This window comes from Sphingobacterium sp. UBA7855, from assembly GCA_002500745.1.
GTDB lineage: Bacteria > Bacteroidota > Bacteroidia > Sphingobacteriales > Sphingobacteriaceae > Sphingobacterium.
In genome coordinates this window covers 207,987-227,308 of sequence record DLST01000003.1, presented here as the reverse complement: position 1 = coordinate 227,308, position 19,322 = coordinate 207,987, and the positions used below count along the sequence as shown (strand labels likewise).

The 19,322-nt window shown below is 39.8% G+C and carries 17 protein-coding genes; 7 read left to right on the top strand and 10 right to left on the bottom strand.

Annotation, left to right across the window (positions count from 1 at the left end; genetic code table 11):
- Positions 1 to 165 precede the first annotated feature (165 nt).
- From B2107_RS03585 to B2107_RS03570, 4 genes are all read left to right on the top strand, one after another.
- Positions 166 to 3,111: a SusC/RagA family TonB-linked outer membrane protein gene (locus B2107_RS03585; protein ID WP_293953188.1), complete on the top strand. Its 2,946-nt coding sequence runs from the start codon at positions 166 to 168 to the stop codon at positions 3,109 to 3,111.
- 11 nt (positions 3,112 to 3,122) lie between these two features.
- Positions 3,123 to 4,640: a RagB/SusD family nutrient uptake outer membrane protein gene (locus tag B2107_RS03580; RefSeq protein ID WP_293953186.1), complete on the top strand. Its 1,518-nt coding sequence runs from the start codon at positions 3,123 to 3,125 to the stop codon at positions 4,638 to 4,640.
- 76 nt (positions 4,641 to 4,716) lie between these two features.
- Complete coding sequence (locus B2107_RS03575; RefSeq protein WP_293953184.1) at positions 4,717 to 6,189, top strand: glycoside hydrolase family 30 protein; 1,473 nt, start codon at positions 4,717 to 4,719, stop codon at positions 6,187 to 6,189.
- Between the two features lie 57 nt (positions 6,190 to 6,246).
- Complete coding sequence (locus tag B2107_RS03570) at positions 6,247 to 7,584, top strand: DUF5125 domain-containing protein (RefSeq protein ID WP_293953182.1); 1,338 nt, start codon at positions 6,247 to 6,249, stop codon at positions 7,582 to 7,584.
- A gap of 184 nt (positions 7,585 to 7,768) precedes the next feature.
- Here the strand turns inward: B2107_RS03570 and folP are convergent, their stop codons facing one another.
- From folP to B2107_RS03550, 4 genes are read right to left on the bottom strand one after another with little or no spacing between them, the layout of a single operon-like run.
- Positions 7,769 to 8,611, bottom strand: a complete 843-nt coding sequence (gene folP / locus B2107_RS03565; protein WP_293953180.1) for a dihydropteroate synthase — start codon at positions 8,609 to 8,611, stop codon at positions 7,769 to 7,771.
- A 31-nt stretch (positions 8,612 to 8,642) separates the two neighbouring features.
- Positions 8,643 to 9,122: a DUF4920 domain-containing protein gene (locus tag B2107_RS03560; RefSeq protein ID WP_293953178.1), complete on the bottom strand. Its 480-nt coding sequence runs from the start codon at positions 9,120 to 9,122 to the stop codon at positions 8,643 to 8,645.
- A 1-nt stretch (position 9,123) separates the two neighbouring features.
- Complete coding sequence (locus tag B2107_RS03555; RefSeq protein ID WP_293953175.1) at positions 9,124 to 9,702, bottom strand: L-threonylcarbamoyladenylate synthase; 579 nt, start codon at positions 9,700 to 9,702, stop codon at positions 9,124 to 9,126.
- Positions 9,703 to 9,728: 26 nt separating this feature from the next.
- Positions 9,729 to 10,547, bottom strand: a complete 819-nt coding sequence (locus tag B2107_RS03550) for a 2,3,4,5-tetrahydropyridine-2,6-dicarboxylate N-succinyltransferase (RefSeq protein WP_293953174.1) — start codon at positions 10,545 to 10,547, stop codon at positions 9,729 to 9,731.
- A gap of 348 nt (positions 10,548 to 10,895) precedes the next feature.
- On the opposite strand from B2107_RS03550, the gene B2107_RS03545 reads away from it, so the two are divergent.
- The gene (locus tag B2107_RS03545; protein WP_293953172.1) at positions 10,896 to 11,330 is read left to right on the top strand and encodes an RNA-binding S4 domain-containing protein; all 435 of its coding nucleotides are present in this window, start codon (positions 10,896 to 10,898) and stop codon (positions 11,328 to 11,330) included.
- A 48-nt stretch (positions 11,331 to 11,378) separates the two neighbouring features.
- On the opposite strand, the gene ytxJ is transcribed toward B2107_RS03545, so the two are convergent.
- The 5 genes from ytxJ to B2107_RS03520 all read right to left on the bottom strand — a co-directional run bounded on the left by ytxJ (position 11,379) and on the right by B2107_RS03520 (position 15,975).
- On the bottom strand, positions 11,379 to 11,717 hold the full coding sequence (gene ytxJ / locus B2107_RS03540; RefSeq protein WP_293953170.1) for a bacillithiol system redox-active protein YtxJ: 339 nt from the start codon (positions 11,715 to 11,717) through the stop codon (positions 11,379 to 11,381).
- Positions 11,714 to 12,454 (bottom strand): hypothetical protein, encoded by a 741-nt coding sequence (locus B2107_RS03535; RefSeq protein ID WP_293953168.1) that lies wholly within the window; start codon positions 12,452 to 12,454, stop codon positions 11,714 to 11,716. The genes ytxJ and B2107_RS03535 overlap by 4 nt, the downstream gene beginning before the upstream one ends.
- A gap of 278 nt (positions 12,455 to 12,732) precedes the next feature.
- Positions 12,733 to 13,221: a 6,7-dimethyl-8-ribityllumazine synthase gene (gene ribH / locus B2107_RS03530; protein WP_293953166.1), complete on the bottom strand. Its 489-nt coding sequence runs from the start codon at positions 13,219 to 13,221 to the stop codon at positions 12,733 to 12,735.
- A gap of 79 nt (positions 13,222 to 13,300) precedes the next feature.
- Positions 13,301 to 13,795 carry a tetratricopeptide repeat protein gene (locus B2107_RS03525; RefSeq protein ID WP_312332345.1) on the bottom strand — a complete coding sequence of 165 codons (495 nt, stop codon included), beginning with the start codon at positions 13,793 to 13,795 and terminating at the stop codon, positions 13,301 to 13,303.
- A 260-nt stretch (positions 13,796 to 14,055) separates the two neighbouring features.
- A complete protein-coding gene (locus B2107_RS03520) occupies positions 14,056 to 15,975 on the bottom strand; it encodes a polysaccharide biosynthesis protein (protein ID WP_293953162.1) in 1,920 nt (639 codons plus the stop codon).
- Between the two features lie 133 nt (positions 15,976 to 16,108).
- On the opposite strand from B2107_RS03520, the gene B2107_RS03515 reads away from it, so the two are divergent.
- Positions 16,109 to 17,320: an alanine dehydrogenase gene (locus tag B2107_RS03515; RefSeq protein WP_293953160.1), complete on the top strand. Its 1,212-nt coding sequence runs from the start codon at positions 16,109 to 16,111 to the stop codon at positions 17,318 to 17,320.
- A gap of 80 nt (positions 17,321 to 17,400) precedes the next feature.
- Positions 17,401 to 18,252: an alpha/beta hydrolase gene (locus B2107_RS03510; RefSeq protein WP_293953158.1), complete on the top strand. Its 852-nt coding sequence runs from the start codon at positions 17,401 to 17,403 to the stop codon at positions 18,250 to 18,252.
- A 9-nt stretch (positions 18,253 to 18,261) separates the two neighbouring features.
- Here B2107_RS03510 and B2107_RS03505 read toward each other — a convergent pair whose 3' ends face one another.
- A complete protein-coding gene (locus B2107_RS03505; RefSeq protein ID WP_293953156.1) occupies positions 18,262 to 19,308 on the bottom strand; it encodes an ABC transporter ATP-binding protein in 1,047 nt (348 codons plus the stop codon).
- Positions 19,309 to 19,322: the final 14 nt, after the last annotated feature.

Below are 19,322 nucleotides of genomic sequence, written 5' to 3'. Positions count from 1 at the left end.
TACTTTTTAAGTACTCGCTCTTTTTTCTCTATCAAGGTGACCTTAGTTTTGTTTTGAGCAATGAAGCAGGGGAAACTCATTGCCATTTTGGAATAACCAAAAGATGAAACAATAACCAATTTTTTATTTCATATGATTTACTTTACACGAAAAGTTACCTTTTCTATGGGGTTGGCTTTCCTGTTCACTTTGATGAATGTGGTGTTTGCACAAGACCGGATCCAAATCAGTGGACGTGTCCTGGATGCCAACGATCAGAAACCACTCTCTGGAGTAACCATTACACAGAAGGGAAGTAACAATGCAGTCTCCAGTAACGGGGATGGGCGTTTTCAAATTTCGGCTGCTAAGGGCAGTACACTCCAATTTACATTTGTTGGTTACGATAGCAAAGAAGTGCCTGCCAATAATACCATGGTGGTCCAATTAAATTCGTCAACCAATGTGCTTGAAGACGTCATTGTAATCGGTTATGGTAGTGTGAAAAGAAAAGACGTGACGACCGCAATTTCTTCTGTCTCTACCAAAGACCTAGAGAAGAGACCCGTTACTAATTTTGGCCAAGCTATTCAAGGAAAAGCGGCCGGGGTAACTGTTATTCAGCCGAGTGGTCAACCAGGTGCAGCACCTCAAATACAAATTCGCGGAATAACGTCTTTTAATAGCAATACGACTCCTTTGTATGTCGTTGATGGAGTTCCAGTTGAGGATATTAAATTCTTGTCACCAAATGATATCGCGGATATCCAAATCCTAAAGGACGCTTCATCCGGCGCCATTTATGGTTCTCGAGGTTCGAATGGCGTGATTTTAGTAACAACCAAGTCCGGTAAAGCTGGTGAAGCAAAAATAACGCTTGGAACACAATGGACAGCCAATGTTGTCAATAACACTGTCCAGGTTTTAAATACTAGCCAATACAAAGATTTACAGGATGAGATCGGCCTAGTCAACCTTCCGGAAGGATTGTTGGATCAGACCGACTGGTTTAAAGAGACCTACAAAACAGGTATTCAGCAAAACCATCAAATATCAATTTCGGATGGTAATGAGAAAATCCGATACTATTTGGGCGGCGGTTATTTGAATGAAAAAGGGACATTACAAGGCTCGTTCTTTAGACGGTATAATTTCCGTGCTAATATTGACAATCAGGTTCGAAAATGGTTAAAGGTCAATGCGAATATCAATTATTCGGATAACAATGATAATGGCATTACCTCGGGCTTGGGATCCAATCGTGGCGGTGTTGTTACCTCGGTCATTACCACACCCACTTATGCCCCGGTATGGGATCTGGCAAATCCGGATCGATTCTATAATAATTTCTATGGGATCAGCAACATTACCAGTCCTTTGGAAAACTTAGCGCGGACAAAAAATAATAATAACCGAGAAAATCGGATTGTCGCCACAGGAAGTGCATTGGTTTCTTTTATGCCCAACCTCACTTGGAAAACTTCGTTTTCATTCGATCGAAGATCGGGCATCATGACTACCTTCCTGGATCCTTGGACCACAGCATGGGGAAGAAATCAATTTGGTGAGGCCTCCGACATGCGCAATACAAACACCGTATTGACCTGGGATAATATCTTAACGTATAGCAAAAGCTATGGTAAGCATAATCTGGAGGCAATGGGTGGTTCTTCCTGGACAGATTCTAAGTACGCTAGAAGTGAGATTTTTGGCTCAAACTATGCCAATGGCATCATTGAAACACTGAATGCTGCCAATAAGATTTCTTGGGACAGAACAGGATCTACGGCCTCAAACTGGGGAATTATGTCCTATTTTGCTCGCGCCATGTATAATTATGATGGCAAGTATTTAGTGACTGCGAATATGCGTGCAGACGGTTCGTCGAAGCTTAGCCCAGAACACCGTTGGGGATATTTTCCATCGGTTTCGGCTGCATGGAGAATTTCTTCGGAAGACTTTATGAAAGATATTGCCTGGATTAATGATTTTAAAATTCGCGGTGGATGGGGACAAACGGGTAACCAATACGGATTAGGCGATTATGCGTATCTGCAATTAAGCGGTATCCAGCGTCAACAGTGGTTTGTCGAAGGAAAAGAAAATTCATTGCCCAATATCAACAAACCAACAATCTTACGAGCGAAAGACCTGACTTGGGAAACTACAAGTACCACCAGCATCGGTTTTGATATCACCATGTTGAGCAATAGATTAACCGTCAGTGCAGATTATTACAACAAGGATACCAAAGACCTGTTAATGAATGCAAGTCTGCCTGCAGGACAGCAAGCAAACACGATCCAGAGAAATGGTGGCCGCCTGAACAACCATGGTTTTGAATTTGCGGTGAATTCAAAGAATCTGACCGGAAATCTAACTTGGAACACAGATTTTAATATTTCTTTCAACAGAAATAAACTACAGCAATTGGATTTACAACAGGTGTATTATGATGTCAAGACAAACGATTATGTCAATGACTTTGTGGTAAAAAATGAGCCGGGGAGATCACTTGCAGGATTCTACGGTTATCTATCAGATGGTGTAAATCCTGAAACGGGCGAACTCATGTACCGTGATCTGAATGACGATGGTAAGATTTCATCAAGTGACCGTACCTATATCGGTAATCCGCTTCCAAAGTTTGTGTACGGTATGACAAACAGCTTCTCTTATAAGAATTTCGATCTCAGTATATTCATTCAGGGGACTTATGGCAATGATATTTTCAATGCCAGCCGTATGGAAACAGAGGGCATGTATGACGGTCGCAATCAAACAACGGTGGTATTGGATCGTTGGCGGGTACCTGGACAGATTACGCATGTTCCAAAAGCAGGTTTCGATATGAAAAACTCAACCTATTTCGTCGAAGATGGTAGTTATCTGCGCATGAAAAATGTTTCTTTGGGTTATTCTATTGCGCCTGAAAAGCTGAAACGGATTGGTATCAACAAAATTCAGCCTTATCTATCTGTAAGTAATTTATTTACCTTGACAAAATATTCGGGCATGGACCCCGAAGTAAACCAATATTCTGGCGGATCCGATGCTAGAATCCAAGGTATTGATTGGGGAACCTATCCGCAGAATCGTTCATTTGTTCTAGGTCTTAATATTGAGTTTTAATTGTCTGTATCATGAAAAAATATATAAGTAACGCACTTTCTTTGCTAACGGGCTCCTTGTTTTTATTTGCCTGTTCGCTAAATCGTGATCCGCTTTCGGATTATTCGGATGTGAGTCAGGGTAAAACAGAGACAGGAACACAGGTTGTTTTTAAAAATAGGGCCGAGGTGGAAACCTATCTGGCTGGAATATATCAACAGATGAAAGACAGGCAAGAGCATTGGTATCTCGACCTGCTCTTGATCGGAGATTCTCACGCCGACAATTCCTATGCTGGAACGACAGGAGCTGAAGTTCTGCCTTTTGAGAACAATTCTATTGAAGGATCTAATTCTGTTGTTGACCGCGATTGGGGAAGATACCTGGAAGACGTTGGACGCGCAAATCGCTTGATCATTTATGTGGATAGTGTCGCCGATAAATCGCTGAGCGATACAGATATTAGAACGTATAAGGCACAAGCAAAACTATTCAGGGCATTGGCCATGTTTGATATGGTCCGTATATTTGGATCGATCCCTGTGATTACCACCATTGCACCCGATATTACGGGAGATAATGTCAATGAAGTTTATCCACAGTATTTTCCAAAACAAGCCACCGAAGAAGAAGCCTATAAGCAGATCGAAAAAGATCTGCTAGATGGATTGGCTGATGCACCAGCCAACAATAACGGCAATAAGACCTTATTTACTAAATCTGTAGCGCGTGCTATGTTGGCAAAGATCTATGCCGAAAAGCCAATTCGGGATTATGGTAAAGTCGTTCAATTTGTTGATGCCCTGACTGCAGATGGCTTTGACCTCAATGCTAATTACTCAGATTTGTATGCGATGAACGCAAGCAATACGGATCTTGCGCAACGGAATACGAAAGAATCTATTTTAGAAGCACAGTTTACAGCAGGAGGCGGTAATTGGGCCACCTGGATGTTTGGACGTGATTTGTCCAATTATGATAACAACTTTACCTGGGCAAAATGGGTAACTCCGTCGCGGGATTTGATACAGACCTATACGAACGAGGGAGATCAAATTCGTTTGGGCCAATCGATCGTTTATTATTCCACAACCTGGAGTAATTATTATCCTTCAAATAACTATCCATTCATGTTTAAGTTGCGGTCTGCATTTAATAGTATTGTTAAGCTTCGTTACGCTGATCTATTGCTGTTGAAAGCAGAAGCATTAATTCAGCAGGGATCAGATTTATCTGGAGCTGCCGACATTATAGACAAAATCCGTACGCGTGTTAAATTGCCTAAATTATCTTCAGCGGTACGTTCCAATAAAGATGCTTTATTGGATGCTTATTTGAAAGAACGTAGACTGGAATTGGCCTTCGAAGGACAGCGCTGGTTTGATCTTGTGCGCTTAGACAAGGTAGAGTCAGTTATGAATGCTGTTTATGCAAAAGATGCTGGGCGAAAAGCGCAGGTATACCCTTTTACAAAAAACTCTTACCGCTTGCCGATCCCGCAACCAAAAATTGATCAGAACCCTAACCTCGTTCAGAATCCTGGCTATTAATTGATTTAACAATGGGAAGTCCCTTCCGATGGACGGTAAAAAAAACTAACAGATGAAACGCAATAATAAAAATACTATGATATATACATTCTTGTTGTCCTGTCTCGTGGCGGCAACATCTTGTAACCGTGAGAGCTATACACCTTCACAAGGTGAAGATATTAAAAAAAGTGGTGATGTTACCATTTTTACCACGACAGGCAGTCGGTCTTTGGATTTTGGAAAACGCTTTGTTGATTTTAGTTCCAAATTTAATATGTCGCCCAACACAATCACGTTAGATCCAGCGAAGAAATTTCAGACAATGGATGGTTTTGGCGCAGCAATTACAGGTTCCACATGCTATAATTTAATGAAAATGAGTAAGGAAGATCGAACAAAATTTCTTACAGAGACTTTTTCCGATAAAGATGGGATGGGCATGAATTACATTCGTATTGCTATTGGATGTTCTGACTTTTCGTTGAGTGAATACACCTGCTGGGACAAGCAAGGGAAAGAAAATTTCGGTATGCAGATGGAAGAAACCCAATATATCATTCCGGTACTTAAAGAGATACTTGCTATCAATCCATCTATAAAAATCATGGGCTCACCATGGACTCCACCGAAATGGATGAAGGTGAACAACCTGACTGATCTAAAGCCTTTTGATTCCTGGACTAGCGGACAGCTAAATCCAAAATACTATCAGGATTATGGATGGTATTTCGTGCAATGGATCCAGGCAATGAAGAAAGAAGGTATCAATATTTATTCCATCACTGTTCAAAATGAGCCTTTGAATAGGAAGAACTCTGCGTCGCTTTATATGTCATGGCAAGAACAGCAAGCTTTTGTAAAACAATCTTTAGGGCCACAATTAAAAGCAGCAAACCTGTCGACAAAAATCTATGCGTTTGATCATAATTATAACTATGATGATATTGCTGATCAGACTGATTACCCTGTGAAGATCTATAACGATCCGGCAGCAGCCGCATTCTTTGCGGGAGCAGCTTACCACAACTATGGTGGTGATAAAGCGGAGCTAATAGATATCCATAATCAACGTCCGGATAAAGAACTGGTATTTACAGAAACATCCATTGGGGAATGGAATGATGGCCGAAACCTTGAAAAACGTTTGATGGAAGATATGCGTGAAGTCGCCATTGGCACAGTTAATAATTGGAGTAAGGGTGTCATTGTCTGGAATCTGATGTTGGATACCGAAAAAGGACCGAATCGTGAGGGCGGCTGTCAGACATGTTATGGAGCTGTAGATATCAGTAAGGCGAATTATAAAAATATAACACGAAATTCGCACTATTATATTGTTGGCCATCTTTCTTCAGTGGTCAAATCAGGAGCGACACGAATTGGCACCTCTGGATATACTGCCGAAGGCTTAGTTTATACGGCGTTTCAAAATACAGATGGAACCTATGCTGTGGTTCTGTTAAACGAGTCTGGAGATAGCCGTAAAATTACCGTCGCAGACGGTAAACATCATTTTAGCTATGATGTGCCAGCTAAGTCGGTTGTTTCTTACCGTTGGACTTATTAATTGGAGGACGATAAACCCTAAGCGCTATCACATTGATAGCGCATAAATTATGAACAAATGAAAAGATATCTCATCAATATACTCTTGGGAACTGCTGCTCTTAGCGCAGTGAGTTCCTGTAAAAAGGATGAAAAATATACCTATCAGGTAGGGGATCCTAAAATCGAATTGAAATCACCTATCTCATCCGCAAATTTTGGGGATAGCCTAGAATTCCAAGTACATGTTTCCGACAACGAAGTTGCACTCTCTACGGTTAAAGCCCAGTTATATTTTACAGACGACAAGGTAACAGAAACCGTTATCCGTACCAAACAAAATGGAGACTATGCTGGAAAAATTTATGTTCCGTTCCTGAAGGATATTCCCGATGGAAAAGCAACCCTTAAGTTTGTCCTACAGAATATTAGCCAAAAAATAACGGAACAATCTTTTGATATTAATCTGAGCAGACCCGACTTCCCATATTTGACTTTAGTCACAGAATCCAAGTCCTATCGCATGGAAAAGGTCGGGCGCAACCAATATGCGGCAAAAGAAAATTTTGCAGCTGAGGTAAAAGGCTATATTCAAGCGCCAAAAGTAGGTAGACAAGGCAATGCGATGAATTTTGGTTGGGTCAATAATGTTATTAATTTCGGTTCTACTGCCGAAATTCCATTCTCGAATTCGACTTCTGGTGTATATCCGATTCAATTTAATACATTGACATTTCAGGCTTCTCCGTTTATTGTTGTACTACTCAATGGATCGCAGTTTAGTCGACTGGATGATAAACATGCTAAAGTTGAACTCGAGCTGACCCAAGGGAAAACGACGGCTTTTGAAGGGATTGCGGATCTGCAAGATTGGTGGATCGATCCAGATTTCTTTACCAAAGCGGCCGATGGAACCCTATCGTTTAAAGGATCAACTGGAAAATACCGTGTTACCGCAGACTTTAACTTAAAATACTTTGTGGTTGAGGCGATGACAGGCAATGATTTGGCAAAACTACAGGATGACGGAACTGGTGGCGTCTGGATTATTGGCGAAGGAATTGGAAAACCTAAGGTATCCAGTAATCAGGTAGGCTGGAATACAGATAAGGCGCTTTGTTTGGTTCCGTTAGGTAATAAGAAATATCAGATAACGGTTAAGGCCGCAGAGTCTATAAATTCTGATAACATCAACTTCAAATTTTTCCATCAAAAAGGATGGGGTGGTGAATTTGGAGGTGCGGACGTCACTACAACAAGTGATATTGTATTTATTGGGAATGGCAATAACGGTCGGGATTCTGGTAATCTGGGCATCAAATCTGGTAAAGTATTAGAATCAGGTAAGACCTATATTTTCACGCTGGATCTGACTGCCGGCAATAAGAAGGCTGTGCTAACCGTAGCAGCGAAGTAACAAAAGACAAGTTTTCGAATTCCTGGGCAGTTTTTCTGCCCGGGAATTTTTATTTAAGCTTAACTTATTTGATAGATTTTAAGTCCTTTGGGCTATTCATATATAACAATCGGACGAAGACAAGAAAAGTCTGTATCACACTGTAAAAATCCGATGATATGCTTTGCAGGAAGATAGAGCAAATCTATGAATAGAAGAGATCAACCAACTGTTTCGCTTCTTTTACATCGTGTACACGGAGAATTTGTACGCCTCTTTCGAGAAGTAATGTATTTAAAGCGGTAGTACCGTTTAACGCTTCCTGGGCTGTGATCTGGATTTTTTTATAGATCATGGATTTGCGGGATATTCCGCCCAAAATTGGTAATTCGAAATAATGAAGTTCGTTGACACGATAAAGCAACTCATAGTTCTGTTCCTCTGTCTTGGCAAAGCCAAAGCCTGGATCAAGAATAATGTCTTTCACCCCCATACTTCTTAGCATGGCGATGCGCCCACCCAAAAACGTGGCAACATCCGTTACAATATCTGTATAGTCTGTTTTTTCCTGCATATTTTCGGGAATACCGCGCATATGCATAAGAATGTAAGGAACCTGGTATTTGGCTACTGTAGTAAACATATTATCGTCGAGTGTACCACCAGATACATCATTAATAATGTGAACGCCTGCTTCGACTGCTGCAGCTGCAACGTCGGCCCTGAAGGTATCAATCGATAAAATGGCGTCAGGAAACGCTGCTTTAATTGCTCGAATTGGGGGGAGGGCTCGATCCATTTCTTCCTGTGATGAAATTAATGGTGCGCCTGGGCGTGAAGAATAGGCGCCAATATCAAGAATTTGCGCTCCCTCAAGCAATAGCTCCTTCGCTTTCTCTACTGCACGCTCGATGGTCGTATTATCGCCGCCATCGTAAAAAGAATCTGGCGTTACATTGAGTATCCCCATAATAATGGGCATATCGAAGGTCATTAAGGTGCCATTCACTAGTATAGAATGACAGGGTGACGTTTGGAATCTTTTCATCGCAACAATGACTGCTTAAGCGTATGCAACTTTATTTTATAACCAACACACCATCAGCGATAATGCTTATGTCTTTTTTGGATTGTGTAATTTGATCTATTTCAGCCTGTGATTTGCCAAGATCCTTTGCCGCATGTTGTAATGATGCGACGGAAACTTCTTTTTTCTTTGCGCTTCCCTCCACGACAACCGTCTTACCCACAATATCAGATGGCATAAAGAAACCATAGTCTTTAAAACGAACGGTAATAGGCTCTTCCCCGTCACGTTGTAAGGTCATGAAACAACCCTTTTTCTTACACACTTCTACCACCTTACCCGTTATCTTTCCATGGAAAGCATTCTTTTGTGTAAGCTCCTTTTCAAGCTTTGCCACCGAAATCGCATTGGAAGCAGAAATTTCTTTCCCATATTTTACGCCGGGCTTGGCTGCGGGAATATCTTTTTGCTGACCGAATGAAAAGCGAGTGGCGACAATGGACAAAACAAGAAATAAAAAGATCTTTTTCATATTATTTTCTAATAAATTCGAATTTACCACTTGGGTCCAGCTTCATGACAGTAGATGATTTCCCATCTGTTGTTACGTCTCTGTCGTAGGCGACAATATAGTCAACTCCAGCTTTAATGGTGTCAGCAATTTCATCAAAATCTTTTGCCGTAGGTTCACCGCTGATATTGGCCGAAGTGGAAATTATGGGTTTGCGAAAGCGTTGTAACAGCTGCTCGCAAAAAGGGTGTTTGACAATTCGAATGCCAATAGATCCGTCTTCCGCTATTGCATTGGGAGCAAGATTTTTGGCATTCGAATAAACAATAGTCAAAGGCTTTTCTGTGTATTCAATAAGTTGATAAGCGACGTCGGGGATCTCATTGACATAACTCGCCAGTTGATTGTCATTATGTAATAAGACTATCAGACTTTTAGATTTATCCCTTCCTTTCAGTTGAAAAACTTTTTCTACCGCTTCAGGATTGGTAGCATCGCAGCCTATTCCCCAAATTGTATCCGTTGGGTAGAGGATTAGTCCGCCATTTTTTAGCGTTTCCAAGGCCTTATTCAAATCTTCCCGATCTACGAATCCACTCATCTTTAATTTTCTATGTTAATTTTAATTTAAACCGCAACATTGTGTTCACGTAAAGCATCGTTTAATGAAGTCTTTTTGTCCGTAGACTCTTTACGTTGTCCGATAATCAGGGCACAAGGAACCTGATATTCTCCAGCTGCAAATTTTTTCGTATACGATCCTGGAATAACAACAGAGCGGGCAGGTACATAGCCTTTATATTCTACTGGCTCAGATCCAGTCACATCAATAATTTTTGTTGAGGCTGTCAGTACAACATTAGCGCCTAATACGGCTTCCTTTTCTACGCGAATACCTTCGACTACAATTGCTCTTGATCCGATGAAAACATTGTCTTCGATAATAACCGGAGCTGCTTGTACAGGTTCCAATACACCACCAATGCCAACGCCACCACTTAAATGTACGTGTTTGCCGATCTGGGCGCAAGAGCCAACAGTGGCCCATGTGTCCACCATCGTACCTTCGTCTACATAAGCACCAATATTGACATAAGAAGGCATCATAATAACCCCTTTAGCCAAATAAGCACCTAAACGAGCCGATGCTCCTGGTACAACACGCACGCCTGTATGCTTATAGTCTGTTTTGAGTTTCATCTTATCATGAAATACAAAAGGCCCAGCAGTCATTTCACGCATGTCATTAATAGGGAAGTACAAAATAACAGCTTTCTTGATCCAATCGTTTACGTGCCATCTGGTGCCAATCAGTTCAGCGACGCGAATTTCACCGCTATCTAATTTCATGATGACCGTACGAATCGCTTCCGTATATTCTTTATATTCTAATAATTGCCTATCTTCCCAAGCTTCCTCAATCAGTTTTTTAAGTGGCTCTACCATATTATTTTTTTGCTTATTTGAATTAGTTTATTTTGATGTACAAACTTAGATAAAGTTGGACTTAAAAGCAACTTTATCCATTGTTCCTTGCGTTATACTTAACAGATGCTAACAGCGTACGAATTTATAGTCTCTCTTCACCCTTACGACCCTGTGTGCGCAACGATTTCACGTTTTAAAGGTGTATTCAGCATGCAGTTATTGCTTTAACAATCCGCTTTCGGTAAGGAGCTGGTGTTCGGTGGTGAGCGATGGAATAGGAGAATTTTGATAATTGAACTCAGTATATTGAGATTTTCTATAATTTCTTTTGATTGTAATGGTCCTAAAAATAGCTATTTTTGTACTATGGCTGGAACATCAGAAAAATTGAGAATTGATAAATATTTGTGGTCAATTCGCTTATTTAAGACGAGAACCTTAGCGACCGAGGCGTGCAAGGCCGGGCGGGTCAAATTAAAAGGGCAGAATATAAAACCATCTTACGAAGTGAAGATAGGTGATGTGTACCACATTCAAAAAGGTATTGAGCGGAAAGTCGTCCTCGTGACCGGCCTGTTGGAGCGTCGTGTGGATGCAAAGACTGCCGTACAATTCTATGAGGATCAAACTCCTGTTGAAGAGACGGTTGGCTATAAATCTATGTTTCACGCTCCTGTCCTCAAAAGAGATCGTGGCAGCGGTCGGCCTACTAAAAAGGACCGTCGAGAAATCGATGATCTGCAATCTTCAGAATGGTGGGAAAAGGACGATGAAATAGAAAATCCAGAACAAAAAAAATAGCGTGTTTATTTGATGGAATTTCAAAAGGATCCCAAATAGACTATACTATTAAATTGCCACTAAGTATTTCTCTATTTCATCAAATTGGATATCGCCATGTGAAGCATCGTATATACTGGCTTTTCCTTCAATAATCAATATTTGAGGAGATTGATGCTCTACATTCCAGCGTTGAGCAATCTCATTTGAAAGGGAACGGTAGCGTAATAGGTCTAAGAGATAAATCGTATAATCATGGTCTGATAGCGCAGACATTCGTTCAAGACTGCGTTTAGCCATATTACTAATACCACACGTTGTACTGTGTTTAAAAATAGCTGCAACTTTATCCGATTGATATAGTTCTTGTAGCTGTTGTTCTGTGTTTAATTCTATCCAATTGATCATAATTCTGTGAATTTTTTTTGTTCTACTTGTACGAAAGATGAGATAGAGGAGAATATACAACTTCTTTGTCCGTTCGTTGTGCAATTGAATAGGCTTGGTAAACGTATACCGTCGCCGATCTCCTTATAATTGCTCACTTCATACGTAATTTTTTCTCCTTTATCTTTGTATTCATAACGCGCGATTTCCCCTGTATTTTGATCGATGTAGAGCACTCCGGCAATCCTGTTCCCAAAAATGGGGGTTGAAGAAAGGATATTGGATATCATTAATTTTTGTCCTGCGCTGAAGCTTTCTTTCTGGTTTTTGAGCTGCACATTCTTTAGTCCGATGAGGGTGGGTAAGAGGAGCAAATTGAAATCCGAAAAGAGCTGGCTTTTGATTGATTTTTTAAGCTCTACATCGTCCGTGGATAAATTTCCGCCAATAAAGAGCTTATCATTACCAGGGTTTTTAAAATTAAATAGGTAAGTCACTTGGTCTGTTCCTGTATATCCATCAAATCGACACGCTCCGCTTGTTCGATTGAACAAGAATTTTCGTTCTTCGTTAGCTAATTGGTCTGAAATGTTATTCCCTTTTGCAGAGAATGCTAAATACTGTAACGAATCCCACTTTTCTTGACCGCCAATACTTTGCCATATCTGTTTATGGAGCGTATCTTCTTGCGCTATTAAATTCAACTGACAGAACAAGGTCAGGATAACGATACTGAGTACGTTCGATAATATTTTCATAACCCTATTTTTTTAGAAACAATCATTAAGTGGACTAAGCGAAAATTAAAAGTATTCCACCTCATCATTGCATTATTGTCTTTATACGGCTGATTGTCTTCTTACTCTATCCATTCGAGCCAATCAACGACAATATATTCTGATATAAAATAAAAATCGATTAATAAGATAATAGCATATTTTATTAATCGATTTATCAAAATGGAAGTACCTTACTTTAAACTATGTTCAATAAATACTTTCATCATTGACGTATAGTGCGCAAAATTGATACCAAATTAGAATCTTTTGGCGATATGAGCCATCTGTATAGCTGTAATAGCAGCTTCTTCACCTTTATTACCATGCTTTCCACCTGCACGATCCAATGCCTGTTGGAGGTTGTCTGTTGTTAATACGCCAAAAATTGCTGGCTTATTATATTTGAGCCCCACATTGGCGATGCCATTTGCAACCGCATCGCAGATGAAATCAAAGTGTCTTGTTTCGCCCTGGATAACACAACCTAAACAAATAACTGCGTCAAAGCCCTGATTTCTCAGTGCCAGATCCGCCCCTGAAATTAATTCAAAACTTCCAGGGACCTCAATAATTTCAATATTATTTTCTTTAGCGCCATGCTCTTCCAGGCCTTTTACTGCACCATTTAATAATGCACCTGTAATTTCTGCATTCCATTGTGCGACAACAATTGCAAATTTGAATGTACTCGCATCCGCAACTTGGATATGCGAGAAGTCTGATAAATTTTTAATGCTACTTGCCATAATGGGAGCAAAGATAGTATTTTAGATGGTCACAAAAAAAGAGGCTATCAAATAGCCTCTTTTTTTGTGTTGTTATCTCTTATAAATGTGCCTGTACGCGGCCTAATAAACCATCAATTGTGCTGGCCTCTTGGCTTTCAGGAAAATCTGTCTTAATCTTTTTATAGGCAGTCTCTGCACCTTTATAATCATTTTGTGCTTCATAAACAAGGCCTAATTTTTTTAAAAACATCGGTGTAGTATATGAATTGCTCGATTTTTCGGAAGCTTGTTTATAATAATCAGCAGCTTTTTTGTAGTCTTTTAACTCTGAGTATGCATCACCTGTTAAACCAATTACCAAAGGGTCTAGAATTTGGCTTCCCGTAGGAGAATATTTTTCGAGTGCTTTTACAGCCTCTTCAAATTTACCTTGGCGCAAATACAACCCGCCTAAATAAGCATTCGCTATATTTGCCGATTTTGTATTCGAATATTCATCCGCAATTTGTTTAAATCCAAGAAATGAACCATCTCCCATGATTGCTTTGTTTTGCAAAGAATCGATTGTGGCAAGCTGTTCAGCTTTATACATACGGTTCGAAGCTTCTTCTGCTCTCGGATCTAGATACAGCTTTTGATATCCAAAATAAAGTAAGATCAATACAACGATACCACCTAAAATGAACACTACGCTTTTTTGGTTATCTTGGAAAAAAGATCCTTTTGAAGGTTTGAAACCTTGATTTGTATTATTTGTGTTTTTAGACATTACTAATCAGTAAAATATGGATTGCAAAAATACACTTTTCGAGTAAAAATACAAGTATTTTGCAATTTTAAAGTGAATTAAGTTTAGTTTTCTGACTTATTTGATAATTCGATTTCTCGATCCAGTTGCTCGTAGATCGAATTTTTGCTTTTGAATTCGGGTACAATGATTTTCATTTGATACACGACTTCGTTTTTGTTTTGCGTTGCCAATCGTTGCTGCAGTTCTTGGATCTTCATGAGCACACTGTCATAATTATTTTCTCTCACTTTGGCAATCATAATTTTTTCATGGTGAGTCGGTAGGGTATTTTCTAAATCATTTAATAATTCCTCATACAGCTTTTCTCCGGGGCGCAATCCTGTAAACTTTATTTCAATATCTTCATTTGGTTTGAATCCTGAAAGACGAATCATTTTCTTAGCTAATTCGACTATTTTCACAGATTTTCCCATATCGAATACAAAAATTTCGCCGCCTTGTCCCATCGTCCCAGCTTCAAGAACCAATCGGCATGCTTCGGGAATGGTCATAAAATATCGGGTAATTTCTGGATGGGTAACTGTTACAGGGCCACCTTTTTGAATTTGATCTCTGAATCGTGGAATTACGGAGCCATTTGAACCCAGCACGTTTCCAAAGCGTGTCGTAATAAATTTAGTATGGATACTATCTTGTAATGATGCTTCCAAATGATTGTTCAATGACTGGACGTAAATTTCAGCAATCCGTTTCGTTGCTCCCATGATGTTGGTGGGATTGACCGCTTTGTCCGTAGAGACAAAAACAAATTTTTCAACTTGAAACTCAACGGCTAAATCAGCAAGATTTTTTGTTCCCATCACATTCGTTTGTACCGCTTCCAATGGATGGTTTTCCATCATCGGCACATGTTTATAGGCTGCTGCGTGATAAACATAGTGTGGTTTGAACGTTTCAAAAAGTAATTGCATCCTTTTTGAACTTCGGACATCGGCTATGTAAGTATGATATACTTGATTTGGAAATTCATCTTGAAGATCGAGTTGGAGATTATGTAAGGGGGACTCCGCCTGATCACACAGTATAATCATCTGTGGTTCGTATCTTCCCAATTGGGTTGCGATCTCACTTCCAATAGAGCCCGCAGCACCAGTGACCAATATCCTTTTGCCTTTCGTTTGGCTGAGGATGTGATCATCGTTGATCTTTATAGGTGCCCTTTCCAATAAATCTTCAATTTTTATTTTTTGGATCTGATTGGGATTAAGGTCGCCATTCATAATTTTCTTAACTGGGGGCAGCGTTAATATATTAACATTTTTTTCCAGCGCGACGTCAGTGATTTCATTTTTGCGGTCCGAAGGAATATTGTGCGAAGCAATAATGACCTCCTCGACATTTAACGTTTTGATGAGGTGGCTGAACTTCTGCGAAGAATATATCTTCGTTCCATCAATTACCTTATTTATTTTTTGTTCGTTATCATCTAAAAATCCTACAATGGCATTTTTGGATCTTACATCATGGTCTAATGTTCTTTTTACAGCAATTCCCAAGTCGCCTGCTCCATAGATCAGCGTTTTTTTTCTGGAGCCACTAGCTTTTTTTGTGTATAGAAAGAAAATCTTAATAATCGTTCGATAGACTGTTAAAATTAGAAATGAAAAGAGGGCAAAGAAAATAATGAGGGCAGTTGGGATGTTACGCTCGATCTCATTTGCTTGGATTATTATTTTTATAACAAGGAGGATGAAAACACTAAATGTTATCGTCGATAATATACGTATGGAATCGATCGCACTTGTGTAACGAACTATTCCGGTATACATTTTAAAAAGGTAGAATGAAAAAGAGCATACACCTATAAATAAAATATAGCGTATACTAAAATCAATGTCAAGCAGAAAAGCGAAGTCAAAATCATAGTAAATGACATTTGCGAGCAGATAGGCGATGGATACGCTAAAGATGTCCAATAAAAAAATGATCCACCGCGGCACTATATTTACTTTACTGAGCATGGTATTATATCTGATTAATTTAGACAAATGTAGATAAATTTGTTTCATTCCAAAGGTGTGCCAAACCAAATTTATCTTCGTTTGATAAGATTGATTATTTATTGTAATTTTAGCTAACGATCAATTTGACAAGATGAATGAGTTAGGGAAGCTTGCTAGTCAGGCTATGATTTCTCCAAAAGAGATGCTTTTTGAAAAGAAAAAGAATGCAAAAAGTTTATTTATAGGGATTCCAAAAGAGATCTCGCTACAGGAAAAGCGGATATGTTTGACACCATTAGCGGTTGCATTATTGGTAGAGAATGGGCACGACGTTATCATTGAGACGGGGGCAGGGAGTGGAGCCAACTTTTTAGATCATCATTATAGTGAACAAGGGGCTCGGATCGTTTCGTCTCGCGAAGAAGTATACCAAGCGGATTTGATTATAAAGGTCGGTAGTCCTACTGCGGCGGAAGTAAAGTTGATGAAAGAACGCCAACTTTTATTGTCTTCTCAGCAGCCCTCACTCATGAGCCTGGATGTCTTAAAGGCATTAATGCATAAAAAGATTACAGCAATTTCTTATGAGTATTTAAGAGACGAGGGCGGGTGTCTAGCGGTGGTTAGGGCCATGAGCGAAATTGTTGGGGCGACGGCAACGCTGATTGCTGGCGAATATCTGAGTAATGCGTTTGGCGGAAAGGGGCTGATGTTAGGCGGTGTGACCGGGGTAGCCTCGACAGAAGTTGTTATTATCGGCGCTGGTACTGTTGGTGAACAAGCTGCCCGAACAGCTTTAGCTTTAGGCGCACAGGTAAAGGTTTTTGATAATTCCATATATAAACTTAGACGTTTACAGAACAATCTTGGCAGCCGTGTGTTTACATCTGTTATACAGCCAATTATTTTAAATAAAGCTGTTATCAGTTCAGACGTTGTGATTGGTGCTTTGCGGGCGCGCAATGGAAGGTCTTCTTGTTTGATTTCGGAGGAAACGGTATCTAAAATGAAGCCCAACTCTGTTGTTATAGATGTAAGTATCGATCAGGGCGGGAATTTTGAAACGTCAGAAGTCACTTCACATGATCAACCCGTTTTCCGAAAATTTGATGTTATTCATTACTGTGTTCCGAATATCGCTTCTCGGGTGGCACGAACAGCAACTTATGCCATGAGTAATATTTTTACTTCAATTTTGCTCGATTTTGCTGAGCTTGGCGGATTGAAAAACGCAATTTGGAAAAATCCCGGAATCCGAAGTTCCATTTATTTGTATCAAGGTAATCTTACAAATGCTGATATGGCATCAAGGTTTAATATGACTGCAAAAGATTTGGATCTTTTAGTCGTTTCTTCATTATAAACCAGGGGTATACAGTTCATATTTGCTACATCTTTTCGAGTCGATGTGGTCTGGAACTCTCTTTTAAAATACTATATTTAATGAAAAGAATTTTTATGATTTTATGTTCGTTGATTTCACTCGCTAAGGCGCAGGAAGTAATCAATCTTTATGTAGATTCCATTCCAAATTCGACGGATAAAGCGCAAGTGAATTTAGAAAAAAATGTTCCCAGGTTGTTTGCTTATCCGGCAGATAAAAGTAGCGCTAAAAATATCGCTGTACTGGTAATCCCGGGAGGTGGGTATTCGCATATTGCTATGGATCATGAAGGACATGCTGTCGCTAAAGAACTCGTAAAAAATGGTTATTCGGCTTTTGTTTTACAATACCGTTTACCTTCGCCAAATATTATGCGTAACAAATCAATAGGACCTCTTCAAGATGCTCAGCGGGCGGTTCAACTGATTAGAACGTTGCACCCTGAACTTCGCAAGGTTGGCGTTATTGGCTTTTCTGCTGGCGGGCATTTGGCCTCTACTTTAATTACCCAATTCAAGAAGGACTATATAGCAAATTCTACACATGTATCCCTAAGAGCTGATTTTGCTGGATTAATTTATCCGGTCATCTCCATGAATAATGATATCACGCACAGAGGGTCAAGGATTAATCTGATCGGAGAAAACCCTTCGGAAGATTTGGTCAGATCATTTTCTTCTGAATTACAGGTCTCTCCGGAAGTTTGCCCGGTTTTCTTTGTACATGCCAAAGACGATATGGCTGTACCGATAGAAAACAGTTATCGGATGATTGCTGCTTTGGACAAAGCAAAAGTGCCCAACAAGCTTTATGTCTTTGAGCAGGGGGGACATGGATTTGGATTAATTAATAAAACTTCGGATAAATTATGGTTTGACGCATTTTTGTCCTGGCTAGCTACACTGGATTAGGATATCAAATTAATGGTCAAAAGAAATCCAATGGGATATTGTCAGATCAACTGTTTGTTGTTTTGACGGAATGATTTGAGAAGTTGTAATGGTATGTAAGTTGATTACATTATTGCTGACAACAATTTCATAATAAAATCCTCGGAATCGCACATCCTTGACAAAAAAAGTGGACTCTTGTGAAGAACTTATTGAAATCCATTCCTGATGGATTGCTATAGGTTTTTCGGTTGTTATCCCTAAGCTTTGAGCTTGCTGGACGTTCAAGATATTACTTTTTGCCAACAATTGGGCGGTATAAGGGTGCGAAGGATTGTCATAGAGTTGATGTGGGTTATTTTGATCTAGAATTTTACCTTCTTTCATCACGATAAGATTATCAGCTAAAGCAAGTACTTCAGTCGGATCGTGAGAAACGAGTATAACTGTTAACCCGGTTTCTTTAACGATATCTTTTATGTCTTGTTGGAGCGTGTCGCGAAAAGAGGCGTCAACCTGATTAAAGGGTTCATCCATAAGTAAAACTTCGGGCTCATTGATGAGCGCACGGCAGATTGCAACGCGCTGCTTTTCTCCGCCACTGATATCTGCTACTCTTTTTCGCCCAAGGTGGTCTATGCGAAGACGTTGCAGTATTTCCGCAGTTTTATCTTGTTTACGTTTGATATTTGTATTTGGCAATTGCGATGCAACATTGTCCCACACGTTGGCATATGTATTTAAATCGTCAAAACCCTGCGAGACTAATTTCATCGCATCGTGACCGGGAATTAACTTATCTTTGCGTGTAGGTACCTGCCAGCCTTTATAGCGCACCACACCTTCTGTGGGTTCCAATAATCCGTATATAAGCCTCAACAAGGTACTTTTCCCACTTCCGGACTCACCGATAATCGCGGTTATTTTTCCTTCTTCAATGTCGAAGGAACTGTTTTCGACAGCAAATTGCATGCTGTTCTCATGAAAGGAAAAGCTAAGATTTTCGGCGTGTATAGCAGATAAACCAGGCACATGAATATCAGATGGAATATATTGACAAGAGGATGATTGAGCCATATTGGGGGTCAAAA